Annotated in this window: 9 protein-coding genes; 8 read left to right on the forward strand and 1 reads right to left on the reverse strand. The window is 71.2% G+C overall.

Features of this window, described 5'->3' with window-relative positions; genetic code table 11:
* The first annotated feature begins 167 nt into the window (after positions 1-167).
* Entirely contained in the window at positions 168-1,049 is an 882-nt protein-coding gene (locus tag AB4851_RS01305) for a hypothetical protein (protein ID WP_414448101.1), read from the forward strand.
* A 74-nt stretch (positions 1,050-1,123) separates the two neighbouring features.
* Here the strand turns inward: AB4851_RS01305 and AB4851_RS01310 are convergent, their stop codons facing one another.
* A complete protein-coding gene (locus tag AB4851_RS01310) occupies positions 1,124-1,570 on the reverse strand; it encodes a hypothetical protein (protein ID WP_414449212.1) in 447 nt (148 codons plus the stop codon).
* A gap of 343 nt (positions 1,571-1,913) precedes the next feature.
* On the opposite strand from AB4851_RS01310, the gene AB4851_RS01315 reads away from it, so the two are divergent.
* The 7 genes from AB4851_RS01315 to treY all read left to right on the forward strand — a co-directional run bounded on the left by AB4851_RS01315 (position 1,914) and on the right by treY (position 20,696).
* Positions 1,914-5,465: a maltotransferase domain-containing protein gene (locus AB4851_RS01315; protein ID WP_414448102.1), complete on the forward strand. Its 3,552-nt coding sequence runs from the start codon at positions 1,914-1,916 to the stop codon at positions 5,463-5,465.
* Complete coding sequence (treS, locus tag AB4851_RS01320; protein ID WP_414448103.1) at positions 5,462-8,905, forward strand: maltose alpha-D-glucosyltransferase; 3,444 nt, start codon at positions 5,462-5,464, stop codon at positions 8,903-8,905. The genes AB4851_RS01315 and treS overlap by 4 nt, the downstream gene beginning before the upstream one ends.
* Positions 8,902-11,100 carry a 1,4-alpha-glucan branching protein GlgB gene (gene glgB / locus AB4851_RS01325; protein ID WP_414448104.1) on the forward strand — a complete coding sequence of 733 codons (2,199 nt, stop codon included), beginning with the start codon at positions 8,902-8,904 and terminating at the stop codon, positions 11,098-11,100. The genes treS and glgB overlap by 4 nt, the downstream gene beginning before the upstream one ends.
* A 67-nt stretch (positions 11,101-11,167) precedes the next feature.
* Positions 11,168-13,504, forward strand: a complete 2,337-nt coding sequence (glgX, locus tag AB4851_RS01330) for a glycogen debranching protein GlgX (protein WP_414448105.1) — start codon at positions 11,168-11,170, stop codon at positions 13,502-13,504.
* Positions 13,505-13,534: 30 nt separating this feature from the next.
* The gene (treZ, locus tag AB4851_RS01335; protein WP_414448106.1) at positions 13,535-15,559 is read left to right on the forward strand and encodes a malto-oligosyltrehalose trehalohydrolase; all 2,025 of its coding nucleotides are present in this window, start codon (positions 13,535-13,537) and stop codon (positions 15,557-15,559) included.
* Positions 15,556-17,847 (forward strand): 4-alpha-glucanotransferase, encoded by a 2,292-nt coding sequence (gene malQ, locus AB4851_RS01340; RefSeq protein ID WP_414448107.1) that lies wholly within the window; start codon positions 15,556-15,558, stop codon positions 17,845-17,847. Before treZ ends, malQ begins: the two co-directional genes overlap by 4 nt.
* Positions 17,847-20,696 (forward strand): malto-oligosyltrehalose synthase, encoded by a 2,850-nt coding sequence (gene treY / locus AB4851_RS01345; RefSeq protein WP_414448108.1) that lies wholly within the window; start codon positions 17,847-17,849, stop codon positions 20,694-20,696. The genes malQ and treY overlap by 1 nt, the downstream gene beginning before the upstream one ends.
* Positions 20,697-20,887 lie beyond the last annotated feature (191 nt).

Genomic DNA, 20,887 nt, shown 5'->3' on the forward strand with positions numbered 1-20,887 from the left:
GCTCGCGTCGCCTCGCCCGGGAGGCGTGCGGCCCCTTCGACAATCGCGGAATAAAACCCGCCGCTGCGCTGTTCTGGATGCATCGACCACCCTTGTCGAGCGCTGACCGGCTTCCGGTATCGAGCCGATACCGCACGGCGTTCGCGATTTCGAGGAGCATCCAGACAATGCCATTCGTTGCCACGCCGCCGCTCGATTACTACTACTTGCACGGCTACAAGATCATGAACCAGTTCTATCGGATCATGGCCGCGCAGCCTCAGTACAAATACATGGTCGATCAGGCGCTCACCAACGGGAATAACGTTGCGTTCAACAGCGTCATCACGAAAGTGCTGATGGATCTGAAAAAAGATCCCAAAGGCTGGGAGTTGATGAAAATCGACGAACAGATGATGACCGCCATCATGCAGGATGACGCCTCCGCCGATCACCGCGAATTGATATCGGCACTCGGGCCGGGTCCGAACGTTCCCAGCGAACGTCAAATCATGCAGGACTACCGGCAGCAAGCGGCGACCCGCTTGTCCGATCTGGTCGATCTGCTGGAAGACACCAAAGGCGCGCTCCAGGCGAGGCCGCGGCCAACCGGTTCATGGGTGATCCGCGGCGACTCGGTGGGCATGGTGCAGTACCTGAAAACGCAGGGCATCGCGTTTCCGGATGTCCCGCCGCCGGCCGGTCAATGCTATCGGTTCGACAAGGATTGGCGAACCAACCAATTCTTCTCGACGAGCAGCGGCGACGGGCTCGCGTCGATTGCCGGTGTCTCGCTCGTGTGGATCATGCGGATCGATCCCGCGCGAACCCAGGGGCGGATCGGCGGCGCCTATACGTCGGAGGAAGAGGTGCTGTTTCCGTACGAGGTGCCGTTTCAGTTGGAATGCGGCATCGACGTGGCGTCCGAAGGCGATATCGGCAAGCTGAATCTCGCCTCGTTCAGCCAGCCCGACAACCTGCGCACGAAGTTGCTGGGCGTTTATCGGGCGAATGCATCCAGGTGGAGTGGGAACAAGGCGCGGTTTCTGGTGGCGAGGGAGACGTCCTGAAAAAAGCCCGGGGTCAACGCATCGCGCCACCCCCGGGCCTCACCCATCACAAGAGCGCGAATCCGCGCTCGCTCTCAATCCCAATTGCGATGCCCGCGATGCCGCCCATGGTGACCACGCCCGCCGCGCCGGTAATCGTCCTCATACGAATTCGACCGCGACACGTTCCCGCCGAGCGCCGCCCCCGCGCCGCCACCCAGCGCGGCACCCACCAAGCCCCCCGACCGGCCACCCATCGCATTGCCCGCCGCCGTGCCCGCCCCACCGCCCAACGCGCCGCCGAGAATCGCACCAGTACGCTCGCGGCGGCTCGACGTGATCGCCCCGCCCGCGCCGCCGCCCACCGCGCCACCGATCACGGAGCCGGTGCTGCGGCCCACCGCCCCGCCCAACGCCGCGCCCGCCACGCCGCCCAGCGCGCCACCGAGCGCATTGTTCAGGTCGCCGCGCGCAAAGGCCGGCATCGAAACGGCAACGCCGAGGGCCGCAACCGCGACGAGTTTGATCAGTGTGTTCGCCATCATGGACACCTTTTGTCAGTTGAAGTCTTGCGTGAACAGGGAATGGCACGAAGTCTAGCCAAAACATCGAAAGGTTTATGTAACCAGCAGATTGGTTATCCGTAAGACCTGTAACCAAGCAATTCGGCGCACGCCCAGCGCCCCGCTTCCGCTCCCCCCTCGCATCTCTGTAAAAACTACAGACATCGGCCGAATGCGCCCCATAACGGGCATTTCCTGCACGGCGCGGGCGATCCCGGCCAGCCACAGCCCCAGCCCACGGGCCTCCGGCAGCGGGCACGCCCGTTGCGCTCTCCAACGCGCAAGCGGCAACCGCCGCTGTCCACTCGCACCGGACGGTCCAATGGCTTCTGTTCCCGCATCCCCGTTTTCCCCGCATCTGTACTTCCTCGACGCGCGGCTGGTCGGCCCGCTCGACGCCTGGCCCGCCTGGTTCGAGCGCATCGCCTCGCTCGGTTTCGATCACGTGCTGATCGGCGCCTTCAGCGCGGCAGGCAGCGCCGGCCACCCGCGCGTGGTGGCCGATCACGACCGCCCGGCCGACTCGCTCGCCACGGACCTCGACACGGCCGGCGCGCTGGCCCGGCTGGCCGAACAGGCCCGCGAATTCGATCTGAAACTGATGCTCGACGTGACGGTGGACCGCGTCGCGGTGGAGCATCCGCTGCGCAAGACCGCACCCACGTGGTACGTCGAGCGGCACCACGACGACGCCCGCATCGATCCGCGCACGGCGGCCTTCGAGCAGACGGTCGCCTACGCCGACGTGACGCAGCCGGACGTGGCCGACGCGCTGGCCGGCTGGTGGCACGGCCGCTTCGCGACGCTGTCGGCGGCCGGCGTGGCCGGCTTCCTGATCGACGCGCCGCAACGCCTGCCGGCCGCCTGGTGGCGCACCTGGCTCGGCTCGCGCCATGGCGAACTGCACGACGTGCGCTGGCTGGCCGGCATCCCCGGCCATGCGCGCGAGGCGCTCGGCGCGTTCGAGGGCGCGGGCTTCGACGGCGTGTTCTCGTCGCTGCGCTGGTGGGACCTGCGCGCGCCCTGGCTGGTGGACGAACACGCGCTGCTGCGCCGGGTCGGCTCGCCGATCACGTTTCCCGACGCGTTCGACGGCCCGCGCCTCGCGCACGACCTGCGCGGCCTGCCGCCCGACGCCGTCGAACGCGGCTACCGGCGCGCGCTGGAAACGGCCGCCGCGCTGGGTACGGGCTGGCTGGTGCCGATGGGCTTCGAGCGCGGCGTCGCCACGCCGTTGATGACGGCCCACCCGCAGCCGGCGGCGTTTCGCGAGGCGTTCGAGCACGCGCCGTTCGATTTGTCGGAGGCGCTCGCCGAAGCGAACCGCCGCCGCAGCGCCTCGCCGGTGTTCGCGTCGCGCGGCGAGCTGGCGGCACTGAGCGGCGCGGACGCGTCGGCCACGGTGCTGCTGCGCGGCGACGCGCCGTCGCTGGAGCGCGCCGACGACGCGCTGCTGATCGCGCTGAACCCCGAACTCGACGTCACCGCCTCGGTCGATCCGGCCTGTCTGGCCGGCGTGCCGGGCGCGTTCACGCGCTTCGCGCCGCTGTCGGCGGGCCGCCGCGCCAAGACCGCGCCGCTCGGCGCGCTCGCGCTGATGCCGGGCGACGTCACGCTGCTGCGCGCGGCGCGCGCGAAACCGGTCAAGCCGGGCAAGGACGCCAAGGCGGACGGCAAGACGGCGAACGCAGCAAGCGACGCCGGGGAAGAAGCCGACACCACCGCCCACACAACCACCGCCGGCGAAGCCAACCGCCGCCGCGCCCGCTCGTCCGCCAACGCCGCCCTGTCCGCCGCGCTCGCCGCCGACCGCATCGCGATCGAGCGCGTCGAACCGAGCGTCGATGGCGGCCGCTTCGCGGCCAAGCGCGTGGTGGGCGAACAGGTGGAAGTGCGCGCGACGCTGATCGCGGACGGCCACGCGAAGCTCGGCGCGGCCGTGGCCTGGCGCGCGGCCGACGAAGCCGCCTGGCGCGAGGCCCCGCTCGCCCCGCTCGGCAACGACCGCTGGCGCGCCTGGATTCCGCTCGACCGGCTCGGCCGCCATCTGTTCCGGGTTCTCGCCTGGCGCGACGACTGGGGCTCGCTGGTGGTGGACATCGGCAAGAAGCACGCGGCCGGGCAGGACATCACGCTCGAATTGCAGGAAGTGCGCGCGCTGCTGGCCGGTGCGCTCGATGGGCTCGATGGAGTCGATACGGGCCGCAAGCGCGGCAAGAACGCCAAGCGCGACGGCGAGGCCCCCGCCAGCGCCAGCGACACGGCCCTGGCCGACGCCCGCCGTCTCGCCAAGGAATTCGACGCGGCCGACGCCGCCGGCCAGCTTGCGCTGGTGCTGGCCGAGCCGTCGGCGGCGATCTACGCGGCGCTCGGCCGCCGCACCGCGCTGACGCAGGAGCCGACCGTCTATCCGATCGAGGCCGAACGGCGCGCGGCGCGCTTCGGCAGTTGGTACGAGATGTTCCCGCGCTCGGCCTCGGACGACGTGAACCGTCACGGCACGTTCGAGGACGTCGCGCGCCATCTGCCGCGCATCCGCGAGATGGGCTTCGACGTGCTGTATTTCCCGCCGATCCATCCGATCGGCCTGACCGCGCGCAAGGGCCGCAACAACAGCCTGCGCGCCGGCCCCGAGGACGTGGGCAGCCCCTACGCGATCGGCTCGCCGATCGGCGGCCACGACGAGCTGCATCCGAGCCTCGGCACGCTCGGCGCATTCCGCACGCTGGTGGCGGCCGCGCATGAGCACGGCATCGAGATCGCGCTCGATTTCGCGGTGCAGTGCTCCCCCGACCACCCGTGGCTCGCGCGCCATCCGGGCTGGTTCGCCTGGCGGCCCGACGGCTCGCTGCGTTTCGCGGAGAACCCGCCGAAGCGCTATCAGGACATCGTCAACCCCGATTTCTACGCGCCGGACGCGATCCCCGAGCTGTGGACGGCCCTGCGCGACGTGATCCTGCATTGGGTGGACGCGGGCGTGAAGCTGTTCCGCGTCGACAACCCGCACACCAAGCCGCTGCCGTTCTGGGCCTGGATGATCGAGGAAGTGCGCACGCGCCATCCCGACGTGGTGTTCCTGTCCGAGGCGTTCACGCGCCCGGCGATGATGTACCGGCTCGCCAAGCTCGGTTTCTCGCAGTCCTACACGTATTTCACGTGGCGCGAGACCAAGCACGAGCTGCGCGAATACCTGACCGAACTGGCCGACGGCCCCGCGCGCGACTTCTTCCGCCCGAACTTCTTCGTCAATACGCCCGACATCAACCCGCACTATCTGCACCACGCGCCGCGCGCGCAATTCGTGATCCGCGCGGCGCTGGCCGCGCTGCTGTCGGGCGTGTGGGGCATGTACAGCGGCTTCGAGATCGGCGAATCGGCGCCGCTGGCCGACGACGGCGAGGAATACCGCGACTCGGAAAAGTACGAACTGCGCGCGCGCGACTGGAAGCAGCCGGGCCACCTGAGCACGGAAATCGCGCTGCTGAACCGCGTGCGGCGCAGCAACCCGGCGCTGCAGACCCACCTCGGAATCCGCTTCCTCGAGTCGCCCAACGATTCGGTGCTGGTGTTCCGCAAGGCCACGCCAACCGGCGACAACGTGATCGTGGCCGCCGTCAGCCTCGACCCGTGGGCGCCGCAGGCCACCGATTTCATGCTCGACCGTTCGCTCTACGAAACGTGGGGGGTGGCCGAAGGTGCGGCGCTGCGCAGCGTCGATCTGGCCAGCGGCCACACCGGCCACTGGCACGGCACCCGCCAGTACGTGAACCTCGATCCGCACGCGCTGCCGTTCGCGATCTGGCGCATCGCGCCGGACGCCCCGCGCACGCGCGGCGCAACGCCGGGTCATGCCGGCGAGGGAGTCCGCCGATGATCCGCGAAGACAAGCTCGACCCGCTGCAACGCGCCCCGTTCCAGACCACGGCCGGCGCGCCGCGTCGCACCCCGCGCCGCAGCGCCGCGCGCTTTTCCGATCGCGGCGCGCTGACCGGCGATCCGCTCTGGTACAAGGACGCGATCATCTACCAGGTACACGTGAAGTCGTTCTTCGATTCGAACGACGACGGCATCGGCGATTTCCCGGGCCTGATCTCGAAGCTCGACTACATCGCCGCGCTCGGCGTGGACGCGCTGTGGCTGCTGCCGTTCTATCCGTCGCCGCGCCGCGACGACGGCTACGACATCGCCGATTACCGCAACGTCCACCCCGACTACGGCACGCTGGCCGACGTGCGCCGCTTCATCCGCGAGGCGCATGCGCGCGGCATCCGCGTGATCACCGAACTGGTGATCAACCACACCTCGGATCAGCACCCGTGGTTCCAGCGTGCGCGCCAGGCGAAGCCCGGCTCGGTGCATCGCGATTACTACATGTGGTCGGACACGGATACGAAATTCGCCGGCACGCGCATCATCTTCGTGGACACCGAACCGTCGAACTGGACGCACGACCCGGTGGCGGGCCAGTACTACTGGCACCGCTTCTATTCGCACCAGCCCGACCTGAACTTCGACAACCCGGCGGTGGTGCGCGAGGTGCTGCAGGTGATGCGCTTCTGGCTCGACCTCGGCATCGACGGGCTGCGGCTCGACGCGGTGCCGTACCTGGTCGCGCGCGAAGGCACCAGCAACGAGAACCTGCCCGAAACGCACGCAGTCCTGAAGAAGATCCGCGCCGCGATCGACGCCGAGTATCCGAACCGGATGCTGCTGGCGGAGGCCAACCAATGGCCCGAGGACGTTCAGGAGTACTTCGGCCACGAAGACGAATGCCACATGGCGTTCCACTTCCCGCTGATGCCGCGCATCTACATGTCGATCGCGAGCGAGGACCGCTTCCCGATCATCGACATCATGCGGCAGACGCCCGAGCTCGCGCCGAGCAGCCAATGGGCGATCTTCCTGCGCAATCACGACGAACTGACGCTGGAGATGGTGACCGAGGACGAGCGCGACATGCTCTGGAACACCTACGCGAGCGAGCGCCGCGCGCGCCTGAACCTCGGCATCCGCCGCCGTCTCGCACCGCTGATGGAGCGCGACCGGCGCCGCATCGAGCTGATCAATTCGCTGCTGCTGTCGATGCCGGGCACCCCGGTGATCTACTACGGCGATGAACTGGGGATGGGCGACAACATCCACCTGGGCGACCGCGACGGCGTGCGCACGCCGATGCAGTGGTCGGCCGACCGCAACGGCGGCTTCTCGCGCGCCGACCCCGAGCAACTGGTGCTGCCGCCCGTGATGGGCGCGCTGTACGGGTTCGACGCGATCAACGTCGAGGCGCAATCGCGCGACCCGCATTCGCTGCTGAACTGGATGCGCCGCATCCTCGCCACGCGCCGCGCCACCCAGGTGTTCGGGCGCGGCACGCTGCGCTTCCTGCGCCCCGAGAACCGCAAGATCCTCGCCTATCTGCGCGAACTGCCCGACGCCACGCCGGTGCTGTGCGTGGCGAACCTGTCGCGCACGTCGCAGGCGGTCGAGATCGACCTGTCAGAGTTCGCGGGCAGCGTGCCGGTGGAGATGACCTCCGATTCACCGTTTCCGGCGATCGGCGAGCTGCCTTACTTGCTGACGTTCCCGCCCTACGGCTTCCTGTGGTTCGCGCTGACGCCGCACGGCGCCGAACCGGCGTGGCATCGCCCGCACGCCGAGCCGCTGCCCGAATACACCACGCTGGTGATGCGGCGCGGCGACGCGCACCCGGCCGCGCCGCTGCTGGCGTCGCTCGAAACCGAGGTGCTGCCGCACTGGCTGGCGCTGCGCCGCTGGTTCGCCTCGAAGGATCGCACGCTCGACGGCGCGCGCTTCGATTGCGTAACGCCGATCCCCGGCGAGGCGTTTCAGTACGCCGAAGTGGTGGCGCGCTCGGACGGCCGCGAGGAACGCTACGTGGTGCCGCTCGCCGCCGCCTGGGGCGATGAGACGCCGCACCCGCTGTTCATGCGGCTCGCGCTGGCGCGCGTGCGGCGCGGCCCGACGGTCGGCTACCTGACCGATGCGTTCGCGCTGCCCGGCTTCGCACACAGCCTGCTGCGCAAGCTGGCCGAGCAGGCCAGCGTTCCGCTCACGGGCGGCGGCACGCTGAGGTTCCTGCCGGAGCCGTCGCTCGACGACTATCGGGCCACGCTGGGCGACGCCCCCGAGATTCGCTGGCTCGCGGCCGAGCAGAGCAACAGCTCGCTCGTGATCGGCGAGGCGCTGGTGCTGAAGCTGGTGCGACGCGTGGCGGGCGGCATCCACCCCGAGGCCGAGATGAGCCGGCACCTGACGCGCGCCGGCTACCGCAACGCGCCGGCGCTGGTCGGCGAGGTGCAGCGGGTGGGCGAGGACGGCACGCCGCATACCGTGGCGATCGTGCAAGCCTTCGTCGAGAACCAGGGCGATGCGTGGGCCTACTCGCTCGACTTCGTCAAGCGCGCCGTGGGCGACCTCGCGCTGGCCGCGGCCGCCACCTCCGACAACGCCGACGACGCGCTGACCGACTCCGACGAATTCGATGCCTACGCCAATTTCGCCGGCGCGATCGGCACCCGGCTCGGCGAGCTGCACGTAACGCTGGCCGAGCCGTGCGACGACCCGGACATCGCGCCCGAGCGCGCCACGCCGGCCCACGTCGAACGCTGGGCCGGCGACGCTTCGGCGATGGTCCGGCGCGCGCTCGACCTGCTCGCGCCGCGCCTCGACGAACTCGATCCGGCCGCGCGCGACGCCGCACACACGCTGCTGGCCTCGCGCGACGCGCTGCTCGCGGCGCTGGCCGCGAGCGTGCCGCGCGACCTGGACGCGCTCTGCACGCGCATCCATGGCGATTTCCATCTCGGCCAGGTGCTCAACGTGAACGGCGACGCGATGCTGATCGATTTCGAGGGCGAACCGGCGCGCGCGCTGGACGCGCGCCGCGCCAAGTCGCATCCGTTGCGCGACGTGGCCGGGCTGCTGCGCTCGCTGTCGTATGCGAGCGCGGCCGCGCAGTTCTCGATCGAGAAGTCGCCGCTGCCCACCGCCGACCTGAAGCGCACGCTGTTCGACCGCTTCGGGCAGGCCGCCGCCGACCGCTTCCTCGCCCAGTACCGGCGTGCGATCGAGGCGGCCGCCGAGCCGTTCGTCGCGGCCGACGCCGCGGACCGGCTGCTGATGCTGTTCCTGATCGAGAAGGCCGCCTACGAAATCGGCTACGAAGCCGCCAACCGGCCCGACTGGCTGCGCGTGCCGGTGCTCGGCCTGGCCGGGCTCGCCGCGCAACTGCTCGGCGCGCCGCCCCCTTCTTCCACTTCCACCCCGCCCTCCCACGCGAAGGACGCCCCATGAGCGAGACGTTGTTCGACCCGGCCGATATCGATGCGCTGCTCGACGCACGCCACCCCGATCCGTTCGCCTGCCTCGGCCCACATCGTGTCGGCGACCGCCGGGTGGTGCGCGCGCTGCTGCCCGGCGCGCATCGCGTGCATGCCGTGGCGCGCGACGGCGGGCGCGTGCTCGGCGAACTCGAACGTGTCGCGCCGGCCGGCTGCTTCGCCGGCACGCTCGATTCCGACGATGCCTACCGGCTGTCGATCGACTGGATGACGGCCACGCAGGATATCGAGGATGCCTACGCATTCGGCCCGCTGCTCGACGAATCGGCGCTCGCGCGCCTGGGCAACGGCGATCCGTTCGCCGTGCTCGACTGCCTCGGCGCACGGCCCGCCACCGTGGACGGCGTGCCCGGCGTGATATTCGCGCTGTGGGCGCCGAGCGCGGCGCGCGTGTCGGTGGTGGGCCAGTTCAATTCCTGGGACGGCCGCCGCCATCCGATGCGGCTGCGCCGCCCGTGGGGCATCTGGGAGCTGTTCGTGCCGCGCATCGGCGCGGGCGTGCGCTACAAGTACGAGCTGCGCTCGCACGACGGCCGCGTGATGCCGCTCAAGGCCGACCCGTGCGCGCGCGCCACCGAGACGCCGCCGCTGACCGCCTCGGTGGTGGCCGATCCGGCCGCGCTCACGCGCTTCGCCTGGACCGACGACGACTGGATGCGCCGCCGCGCCGAGACCGACGCGGTGCGCGCGCCGATGTCCGTGTACGAGGTGCACCCCGAATCGTGGCAGCGCATCGGCGATCCGCCGCGCTGCCCGACCTGGGACGAACTCGCCGACCGGCTGATCCCCTATGTGGCCGGCATGGGCTTCACGCACGTCGAACTGATGCCGGTGGCCGAATATCCGTTCGGCGGCTCGTGGGGCTATCAGGCGCTCTCGCCGTTCGCGCCGTCGGCGCGCTTCGGCCCGACCGAGGGCCTCTCGCGCTTCGTCGATCGCGCGCATGCGGCCGGCGTCGGCGTGATCGTCGATTGGGTGGCCGCGCACTTCCCGACCGACCCGCACGGCCTCGGCCAGTTCGACGGCAGCGCGCTCTACGAGCACGCCGACCCGCGCGAGGGCTTCCATCCCGACTGGAACACGCTGGTGTACAACCTCGGCCGCCGCGAGGTGAGCGGCTTCCTGATCGCGGCGGCGCTGGCCTTCGTGCGCGATCATCACGTGGACGGCCTGCGCGTGGACGCGGTGGCCTCGATGCTGTATCGCGACTATTCGCGCGCGTCGGGCCAGTGGATTCCGAACCGGCACGGCGGCCGCGAGAACCTCGAATCGATCGCCTTCCTGCGCCTGCTCAACGACACGCTGCACGGCCCCGACGCGCCGCCCGGCGTGCTGACCATCGCCGAGGAATCGACCGCCTGGCCCGGCGTGAGCGCCCCCACCGCAAACGGCGGCCTGGGCTTCGATTTCAAGTGGAACATGGGCTGGATGCACGACACGCTGGCCTATCTGCAGGAGGACCCGCTGCATCGCCGCCATCATCACGAGCGCATGACGTTCGGGCTGGTTTATGCGTTTTCCGAACGGTTCGTGCTGCCGCTTTCGCACGACGAGGTGGTGCACGGCAAGGGCTCGCTGGTCGGGAAGATTCCCGGCGACGCGTGGCAGCGCTTCGCGACGCTGCGCGCCTATTACGCCTTCATGTGGGCGCATCCCGGCAAGAAGCTGCTGTTCATGGGCGGCGAATTCGCGCAACCCGGCGAGTTCGCGCACGACGGCCAGCCGCCCTGGGAGCTGCTCGACACGCCCCCGCACCGCGGCGTGCAGCGCCTGGTGCGCGACCTGAACCGGCTCGCCGCCGACGAACCCGCGCTGTATCGGCTCGACAGCCAGCCCGAGGGCTTCGGCTGGCTGATCGGCGACGACGCGGCCAACAGTGTGTACGCGTTCGTGCGCCGCGACGACAGCGGGCGGCGGCTGGTGGCCGTGTGCAACTTCACGCCGGTGCCGCGCGACGACTATCGCATCGGGCTGCCGGCCGGCGGGCGATGGTCCGAACTCCTCAATACCGACAGCGCCGCATACGGGGGCACCAATCGCGGCAACGGCGGCGCCGTGCAGGCGGAGGAGATCCCCTCGCATGGCGAACGATGGTCCGCGCAGTTGCGCCTGCCGCCGCTCGCGACGATCTGGCTGCGGCCCGACTGATGCGCGGGAGCGCCGGGTATCGATGCATTCACAACGAACTTAACGACATCAAAAAGGATTCCGCATCATGCGCGCTGCAACCCCCGACCGGCTGGAGCCGGGCAAGCCCTATCCGCTCGGCGCCAAATGGAATGGCCTCGGCATCAACTTCGCGGTATTTTCAGCCCACGCCACACGCATCCAGCTGTGCCTGTTCGACCCCACCGGCCGCAAGGAAATCGCGCGGCTCGACCTGCCCGAATGCACCGATGAAATCTGGCACGGCTATCTGCCCGACGCGCATCCGGGCACGGTGTACGCGTTTCGCGCCGACGGCCCCTATCAGCCGCAACACGGCCATCGCTTCAATTCCACCAAGCTGCTGCTCGATCCGTACGCGCGCAAGCTGATCGGCCAGGTGCGCTGGTCCGATGCGCTGTTCGGCTATCGGCTGCATTCGAACCGCGCCGATCTGTCGATCGATCGCCGCGATTCCGCGCCGGCCATGCCGAAATGCGTGGTAGTGGACGAAACGTTCGACTGGCAGGAGGACCGCCGCCCCGAGGTGCCGTGGTCGAACACGGTGATCTACGAAACCCACGTGCGCGGCGTGTCGATGCGGCGCGACCGGCTGCGCCCGCCCTCGCGCGGCACGTTCGCGGCGCTGGCCTCGCCCGAGTTCATCGATCATCTGCTCAAGATCGGCGTGACCACCATCGAACTGCTGCCGGTGCATGCGTTCCTGAACAGCCGCGAGCTGATCAATGGCGGGCTGCGCAACTACTGGGGCTACGACACGCTGTCGTATTTCGCGCCCGAGCCGTCGTACCTCTCGACACGGCGGCTCGACGAGATGCGCATCGCGATCCGCCAATTGCACGCGGCCGGCATCGAGGTGCTGCTCGATGTGGTTTACAACCACACCTGCGAGGGCAACCAGCTCGGCCCCACGCTGTCGTGGCGCGGCCTCGACAACGCCAGCTACTACCGGCTGCAACCGAACGATCCGCGCTATCACATCGACGAAACCGGCTGCGGCAACACGCTGAATCTCTCGCACCCGCGCGTGCTGCAGATGGTGATGGATTCGCTGCGCTGGTGGAGCACCTCGTTCAATATCGACGGCTTCCGCTTCGACCTCGGCGTCACGCTCGGCCGCGAGCCGGACGGCTATGACCGCGGCTCGGGCTTCTTCGACGCGCTGTGCCAGGACCCGGTGCTCGCCACCCGCAAGCTGATTTCCGAGCCGTGGGACATCGGCCCCGGCGGCTATCAGCTCGGCAATCATCCGGCCGGCTTCGGCGAATGGAACGACCGCTTCCGCGACACCGTGCGCCGCTTCTGGCGCGGCGATGCCGGCATGCGGCCCGAGCTGGCCGCACGGCTGGCCGGCTCGGCCGACCTGTTCAACCACCAGAAACGCCGGCCCTGGGCCTCGGTCAACTTCATCGCCGCGCACGACGGCTTCCCGCTGGCCGACATGGTCGCCTATGCCTCGAAGCACAACGAAGCGAACGGCGAGGACAACCGCGACGGCCGCGACGACAACTGCAGCGCGAACTGGGGCGCGGAAGGCCCGACCGACGATGCCGGCATCAACGAGGTGCGCGCGCGCGTGTCGCGCTCGCTGCTGGTCACGCTGTTCGCCGCGCTCGGCACGCCGATGCTGCTCGGCGGCGACGAGTTCGGCCGCACCCAGCAGGGCAACAACAATGCCTATTGCCAGGACAACGAACTGTCGTGGTTCGACTGGGAGCAGGCCAACGGCGAGGCCGGCCGGCAGTTGTCGGCGTTCGTCGGGCGGCTTGCCGCGCTGCGCCGCGAGCATCCGCTGCTGTCGGGCGCGCGCTATCCGGACGGCGACCACGAGGTCGCGCCGGGCCTGCGCGAGATCGACTGGTTCGACGAGCGTGGCGAGAGCCTGTCGGTGCCCGCCTGGGAGGACGGCGAACGCCGCGCCCTGACCATGCGCCGCGTCGGCCCCGACGGCAGCGGCGAAACCGAGGTGCTGCTGCTGATGCTGAACGGCTCCTCGCAGCCGCTGGTGTTCGTGCCGCCCGCGCCGGGCCTCGCCTACCTCGTGCTGGCCGACAGCGGCCGGCCCGACGCCGAGCCGGCCGTGCTGCCCGCCGAAGGGATCGAACTGGCCGCGCACGCGGCCGTGATCGCCGCCGCGCGGCTCGGTGCTGCGCAAACCGAAGCGGTCGATCCGGCGCATGCGGACGCCACCGGCGATGCGCTGCCCGAGGATGCCGACGACGAATCGGAACCCGTCGCGGCCGAGCCGATGCCGCAAACCGACGACGACGCCGAGCCCGAACCGGTCGCGCATCGTCAAGCACCCCGAACCGATCACGCAGGCCCGCAGGCCGACGCTCACGCCGACGCGCCGCTCGCCACCGAACCGGCCAGCGCCGGGCGTTAGCGCGCCGCCCCCGTTCCCGAGGATTCGACCATGACCGACTCCCTGATTTATCCCGCCGCCCGTCACGCCTACCCGGCCTCGTTCGGCGCCTGCTGCATCGATCCGCGCCGCACCCACTTCCGGCTCTGGGCGCCCGCCTGCCGAACCGTCGAGGTCGAACTCGACGACGGCGAGCGCCAGGCCAGCGTCGCGATGACGGCCCGCGACGACGGCTGGTTCGACACCACCGCACCGTTCGGCCCCGGCACGCGCTACCGCTACCGGCTCGATGGCGGCGATGCGGTGCCCGATCCGGCCTCGCGCTTCCAGCCCGACGGCGTGCACGGCCCGAGCGAGGTGATCGACCCGGCCACCTACCGCTGGATGCACGACGACTGGCGCGGCCGGCCGTGGAGCGACACGGTGCTTTACGAGCTGCACGTCGGCGCGCTCGGCGGCTATCGCGGCGTCGAGCGCCGGCTCGGCGAACTGGCCGCGCTCGGCGTGACCGCCATCGAGCTGATGCCGCTGTCGTCGTTTCCCGGCATGCGCAACTGGGGCTACGACGGCGTGCTGCCGTTCGCGCCCGCCGCCGCGTACGGCCGCCCCGACGAGCTGAAGGCGCTGATCGACGCCGCGCACGGCCTCGGCCTGCAGGTGTTCCTCGACGTCGTGTACAACCACTTCGGCCCGGACGGCAACTGGCTCGCGCGCTACGCGCCCGGCTTCTTCCGCGAAGGCAGCCACACCGCGTGGGGGCCGGCGATCGATTTCTCGCGCGCCGAGGTGGGCCGCTTCTTCATCGACAATGCGCTGTACTGGCTGGAGGAATTCCGCATCGACGGGCTGCGCCTCGACGCCGTGCATGCGATCGACGACGCCGCCTGGCTCGGCGAACTGGCCGCGCGCGTGCGCGCCTACGCGAGCGGCGACCGGCACATCCATCTGGTGCTGGAAAACGAGCGCAACAGCGCGCGGCTGCTGGCCGACGCGGGCTTCGACGCGCAGTGGAACGACGATTTCCACAACAGCCTGCACGTGCTGCTGACCGGCGAGCGCGACGGCTACTACCGCGCCTATGCCGACGCGCCGCTGCAGCGCTTCGCGCGCACGCTGGCGGAGGGCTTCGCGTATCAGGGCGAGCCGTCGCCGTTGCACGACGGCCGGCCGCGCGGCGAGCCGAGCGCGCACCTGCCGCCCACCGCGTTCGTCGCGTTCCTGCAGAACCACGACCAGATCGGCAACCGCGCGTTCGGCGAGCGGCTGCGCGCGCTCGTCAACGACGACGCGCTGCGCGCCGCCACCGCGCTGACGCTGCTCGCGCCTTCGGTGCCGATGCTGTTCATGGGCGAGGAAACCGGCTCGACGCAGCCGTTCCAGTTCTTTACCGATTACACGGGCGAACTGGCCGACGCCGTGCGCGAGGGCCGCCGCCGCGAATTCGCCGCGTTCCCGGCGTTCGCCAGCGCCGAGCATCGCGACCGGATTCCCGATCCGAACGATCCCGCCACGTTCGCGCGCTCGTCGCTGGACGACACCGCCACCGCCGACGACGAAAGCGACGACGCGCGAACCTGGCGCGCGTTCTATCGGGGCGCGCTGACCGTGCGCACCAGCTTCGTGATGCCGCATCTGCCCGGCACGCGCTCCGAGGGCGTGAGCCTGCTGGCGCGCGACGGGCAACAAGCGGCACCTGCACCGGCCGATCCGGCCGCCTATCCCGATCGCTCGCGCCTGCCGCTCGACGATCCCGAGCACGACAACGACCGGCAGGAAGCCGCGACCGTTGCGGCCGCAACCAACGCGATGCAAAGCCGCAACGGCAACGGCGGTGACGACACCCCGCCACGCGCACTGATCGCGCGCTGGCGGCTCGGCAACGGCGCGGCCCTCGCGATCGCGCTCAATCTCGACGACGCCGCGATCGCGCTGCCCGCCGCGCCGCCCGGCAAGATCGTGTTCGAAACGCCGCCGCGCGTGCGCGACGCGCTCGGCAGCGGGCAGCTCGGCGCGCATGCCTGCATCGCCTGGCTCGACATGCCGGCCGGCGCCCGCCGCGAGGGAGCAGGACGATGAGCACCCCGAACGGAAAATCCACCGCCTCGCTCGACGCGCTCGCGCGCGCCGCCGGGCTGGAGCCCGACTGGATCGATGCGGGCGACGCCCCGCAACGGGTGGGCGACGACGCGCTCGCCGTGCTGCTCGATGCGCTCGGCGTGCCGTGCGCGACGCAGGCCGACCGCGAATGGAGCGCGGCGGCGCTGGCCGCGCCGGCCGTGCCGCCGCCGTTGCTCACGGCCGACGCGGGGCAGCCCGTGCCGTGGCCTGCCGCTGCGGGCCACAGCGGCCACGGCTATGTGTTGACGCTCGAAAGCGGCGAACGGATCGGCGGCACGCTGATCGCGGACGCGACCGGCCGCGGCGCGCTGCTGCCCGCCATCGACGTGCCCGGCTATCACACCGTCGAAACCGATTTCGCGAGCCTGACGCTGGCCGTCGCGCCCGCGCGCGGCTGGCGCATCGACGACGCCGCGCAGGCCGCCGGCCGCGCGCGCCCGTTCGGCCTGGCCGCGCAGCTTTACGGCCTGCGCCGCGACGGCGACCTCGGCATCGGCGACACCACGGCGCTGGCGGCGCTCGCCACCGCCGCCGGCCGGCACGGCGCCGATGCGCTCGCGATCAGCCCGACCCACGCCGGCTTCCCGGCCCAGCCCGAGCGCGACAGCCCGTATTCGCCGTCGTCGCGGCGCTGGCACAACCTCGCGTATCTCGATCCCGACGACGTGGCCGGCCCCGAGGCGACGCGCGCCGCGCTCGCCGAAACCGGCCTCGCCGGCCTGGCCGCCGAGTTGAGCGCCGCGCCGCTGGTGGATTGGCCGCGCGCGATGCATCTGAAGCTGCGCGTGCTGCGTGTGCTGTACGAGCGCTGGCGTGCGCATCCGTCGTCCGATACGCGGGCGTTTGCGTCGTTCGTCTCCAGCGGCGGCACCTCGCTGTACGGGCAGGCCTGTTTCGATGCGTTGCAGGCGCATGCGATCGACGAACGGCTCGGCTCCGACTGGCGGCGCTGGCCCGCCGAACTGCACGGCCCCGACGCGCCCGCCGTGCGCGCGTTCGCCGCCGCGCACGGCGACGACATCGCGTTCTTCTCGTTCGCGCAGTGGCTGGCCTCGCGCGGCCTGGACGGCGCACAGCGCGCCGCGCGGGCCGCCGGCATGTCGATCGGCACCATCGCCGATCTGGCCGTGGGCTGCGCGCCCGACGGCGCCGACGCCTGGGCCGCGCCCGGCACGCTGCTGGCCAACGCCTCGATCGGCGCGCCGCCCGACCTGTTCAATACCGACGGGCAAGCCTGGGGCGTGACCACCTGGACGCCGGCCGCGCTGCGCGCGAACGGCTTCGCGCCGTTCATCGCGTTGCTGCGCGCCGCGTTCGCGCATGCGGGCGGCGTGCGCATCGATCACGTGCTCGGCTTCCAGCGGCTGTGGATCGTGCGCGACGGCACCTCGGCGCGCGATGGCGCCTATCTGCGCTATCCGCTCGACGACCTGCTGCGGCTCGTCGCGCTCGAATCGTCGCGGCACCGCGCGATCGCGATCGGCGAGGATCTCGGCACCGTGCCGGACGGGCTGCGCGACCAGCTCGCCGGGCGCGGCGTGGCCGGCATGCGCGTGCTGTGGTTCGAACGCGATGCAGGCGGCGCATTCCGGCCGCCCGAGCGCTGGGACCACGATGTGGCGGCGATGCCGTCCACCCACGATCTGCCGACGATCGCGGGCTGGTGGCGCGGCGTCGATCTCGCGTGGCGACGGCACGTCGCGGCGCTCGACCCTGTGGATAACGCCGCCGACGCAAGCCGGCACGACGCGAACGCGCTCGCCGCTGCACCTCGCGCCGACGATCCGCCCGACACCTGGCCACCCATGGAACCCGCCGTGAATCATCAAGCCACGCCAGCCACGCCCGTCTCGCGCGACGCCAACGCTCAGGCATCCGAAGCACCGGCCGGCGAGCGCGACGCCGCGCTGCCCGCCGATCTCGCCGAGCGCGCCGCCGATCGCACTCAGCTGTGGCACGCACTGGCCGCGGCGGGCGTCACGTCGGCGGCCACGCCACCCGCGCCCGATGCACCGCCGGTGGCCGCCGCGCTCGCCTTCGTCGCGCGCAGCGCCGCCTCGCTCGCACTGATGCCGCTGGAGGACCTGCTCGCGCTGCCCGCGCAGCCGAACCTGCCCGGGCCGCCCGTCGGCCATCCGAACTGGCGGCGGCGCATGCCGCGCGACACCGCCCACCTGATCGACGACGCGGCCGGCGCCACGCTGGCCGCCGTCGCACTGGCACGACGCACCGGAGGAGCCGTCTGATGAGCGACACCCCGCACCACAACACCCCCGCCCCGGCGAGCCACCCGCGCGCCACGCTGCGCCTGCAACTGCATGCGGGCTTCACGTTCGACGATGCCGCCGCCTACGCGGAGGATTACGCGGCGCTCGGCGTCAGCCATCTGTACCTGTCGCCGATCACCCAGGCCGAGCCGGGCTCGATGCACGGCTACGACACTGTCGATTACGAACGCGTCAGCGAGGAACTCGGCGGCGAACACGGCTTCGTGCGGCTGGTCGGCGCGCTGCGCCGGCACGGCCTCGGCGTCATCGTCGATTTCGTGCCGAACCACATGGGCGTGGGCGGTTCCTCGAACGGCTGGTGGAACGACGTGCTCGAATGGGGGCGGCGCAGCCGCTACGCGCAGCACTTCGACATCGACTGGCATCCGGCCGACCCGTCGCTGCAGGGGCGCGTGCTGCTGCCGTGCCTCGGCCGCCCCTACGGCGAGGCGCTCGCGGCCGGCGACATTGCATTGCAGTACGAACCGATCGACGGCCGCCTGCATGTGGTCTGCCCCGGCCGCTCGCTGCCGGTCAATCTGGCCGCCTATCCCGACATCCTGCGCGCCGCGCATCGGCCCGAACTCGATACGCTGGCCGCGCGCTTCGCGCCGCTGGTCGAAGCCTCGCCCGGTGCGCCGCGCATCAGCCTCGCGTTCGAGGCGCTGCGCGAGCATGTGCACGCGCACGGCACGGGTGCGCTCGACGCCGCGCTGCGCCACTACGCGAGCGACACCGAAGCGGGCCGCGCGCGCCTGCACGCCGTGCTCGAACGGCAGGCGTACCGGCTCGCGTGGTGGCGCACCGCCAACGACGAGATCAACTGGCGGCGCTTCTTCGACATCGACACGCTGGCGGGCGTGCGCGTGGAAGACGAGGCCGTGTTCGACGACGTGCACGCGCTGCTGTTCCGGCTCGTCGATGCGGGGCTGGTGGACGGGGTGCGCATCGATCACGTGGATGGCCTCGCCGACCCGCAAGGCTATTGCCGCCGCCTGCACGAACGGCTCGCCGCGCTGCGCCAGCCCACGCCATACCTGGTGGTCGAGAAGATCCTCGCGCGCGGCGAAACGCTGCCCGCCGACTGGCTGACCGACGGCACCACCGGCTACGACTTCATGAACGACGTGGGCGCGCTGCTGCACGACCCGGCCGGCGAGGCGCCGCTCGCGAAACTGTGGGCCGAGTTGTCGGGCAGCCCCGCCGATTTCACCCAGGAAGCGCTGACCGGCAAGCGCGAGGCCGTGCCGCGTCAGTTGGCCGTCGAGGCCGAGCGCGTGGCGGCGCTGCTGCACGAGATCGCGCGCGGCGATCTGCGCACGCGCGACGTGGCACGCGCGCCGCTGCATCGCGCCGTGGTCGAACTGGCCGTGCAGTTGCCCGTCTATCGGCTCTATCCGGCCGGCGGCGAGCGCGAGCACGACCGGCCGTTCGTCGAGGCCGCGTGGCGCGCCGCGCGCGAGGCCTTGCCGCGCACGGATCGCGACGTGCTCGACCGCGTGCTCGGCTGGCTCGGCTGGCCCGAGATCGTCTGCATCCCTATCGAATCCGAATCTGAATCCGGCCTCGCGCCCGACCCGGCGCTCGCACTGCGCGCGCAACTCGCGTTCGCGCGGCTCAGTGCGCCGCTCGCCGCCAAGGGCGTGGAGGACACCGCGTGCTATCGCTACGGCCGGCTGCTGTCGCGCAACGAAGTGGGCGCGGACGCCGAGCGTTTCGCCCTCTCACCCGACGCGTTTCACGCCTGCAACCTCGAACGCGCGCGGCTCACGCCCGCCACGCTGCTGGCCACCGCCACGCACGACCACAAGCGCGGCGAGGACGTGCGTGCGCGGCTCGCCGTGCTCAGCGAAATTCCGGCGTCGTGGCGCGCGGCCGTCGAGGCCTGGCAGGCGCGCAACGCCGGGCATCGACGCGCGCCCCGCGCCGACGCGGCGCTCGCACCGGGCCGCGCCACCGAGGCGATGCTGTACCAGACGCTGGCCGGCTGCTGGCCGCCCACGCTGGCGCCCGACGATGCCGAGGGCCTGGCCGCGTTCGCCGACCGCATCGTCGGCTGGCAAACCAAGGCGCTGCGCGAGGCCAAGCGCGAGACCGGCTGGCTCGCGCCCGACGCCGACTACGAAGCGGCCTGCGAGGCGTTCGTGCGCGAAATCCTGACGCCGCGCGGCAGCGACGATTTCGCGCATGCGCTGCACGCGTTCGTGGCGCGCATCGCGCCGGCCGGGGTCGTCAATGCGCTGCTGCAAACCACGCTGCGGATCGTCTCGCCCGGCGTGCCCGATCTCTACCAGGGCACCGATGCCTGGGATTTCAGCCTCGTCGATCCCGACAACCGCCGCGACGTCGCGTTCGCCGAGCGGCGCGCCATGCCGGTGGATGGCGACCTCGCCGGCTATCTGCGCACCTGGCCCGACGCGCGCATCAAGCGCGCGCTGGTCACGCGCCTGCTCGGCCTGCGCGCGCGGCACGCCGCCACGTTCGCGAGCGGCGCGTACCTGCCGCTCGCGATCGAAGGCCCGGCGCAGGCGCACGCGATCGCGCTGATGCGGCGCGATGCCGATACCGCGATCCTGGTGGTGGGCGCGCGGCTCGCGCACGGCATGCTGGCCGCCGACGGCACCGGGCCGCGCATCGATCCGCGCCATTGGGGCGACACCGCCGTGGTGCTGCCCGACGATGCCCCGCACGCCTGGCGCGACGCGCTGACCGAGCGCGCGCCGCATGCCGGGCGCGGGCAGCGGCTGCGCCTGGCCGACCTGCTCGCCACGCTGCCGGTGGCCGCGTTGGTGGGCGAGGCATCGGGCGGCGCATCGGGCAAGCCCTGAGCCGATCGGCGCACCGCGCGGCACGTCAATCGTCCGCGCGGGAAAGCAGCACAGTCGGTGCGCCGTTGACACCGATTTCTGGCCGGCCGCTAATAAGCGCTGGCGACGCGCCGGCCCGCATGCATTCGCGGCCGGCGCCGCCCTCCCCACGATGATTCGCCGCGGCGCGCCGATGCAGCGCGCCGACGTCC

The organism is Burkholderia sp. 22PA0099 (assembly GCF_047497165.1).
GTDB lineage: Bacteria > Pseudomonadota > Gammaproteobacteria > Burkholderiales > Burkholderiaceae > Burkholderia.

Excerpts from the sequence above, each read along its gene's own strand:
- AB4851_RS01305 (WP_414448101.1), top strand. The coding sequence starts at position 168 with ATGCCATTCGTTGCCACGCCGCCGCTCGATTACTACTACTTGCACGGC.
- AB4851_RS01310 (WP_414449212.1), bottom strand. The coding sequence starts at position 1,570 with ATGGCGAACACACTGATCAAACTCGTCGCGGTTGCGGCCCTCGGCGTT.
- AB4851_RS01315 (WP_414448102.1), top strand. The coding sequence starts at position 1,914 with ATGGCTTCTGTTCCCGCATCCCCGTTTTCCCCGCATCTGTACTTCCTC.
- treS (WP_414448103.1), top strand. The coding sequence starts at position 5,462 with ATGATCCGCGAAGACAAGCTCGACCCGCTGCAACGCGCCCCGTTCCAG.
- glgB (WP_414448104.1), top strand. The coding sequence starts at position 8,902 with ATGAGCGAGACGTTGTTCGACCCGGCCGATATCGATGCGCTGCTCGAC.
- glgX (WP_414448105.1), top strand. The coding sequence starts at position 11,168 with ATGCGCGCTGCAACCCCCGACCGGCTGGAGCCGGGCAAGCCCTATCCG.
- treZ (WP_414448106.1), top strand. The coding sequence starts at position 13,535 with ATGACCGACTCCCTGATTTATCCCGCCGCCCGTCACGCCTACCCGGCC.
- malQ (WP_414448107.1), top strand. The coding sequence starts at position 15,556 with ATGAGCACCCCGAACGGAAAATCCACCGCCTCGCTCGACGCGCTCGCG.
- treY (WP_414448108.1), top strand. The coding sequence starts at position 17,847 with ATGAGCGACACCCCGCACCACAACACCCCCGCCCCGGCGAGCCACCCG.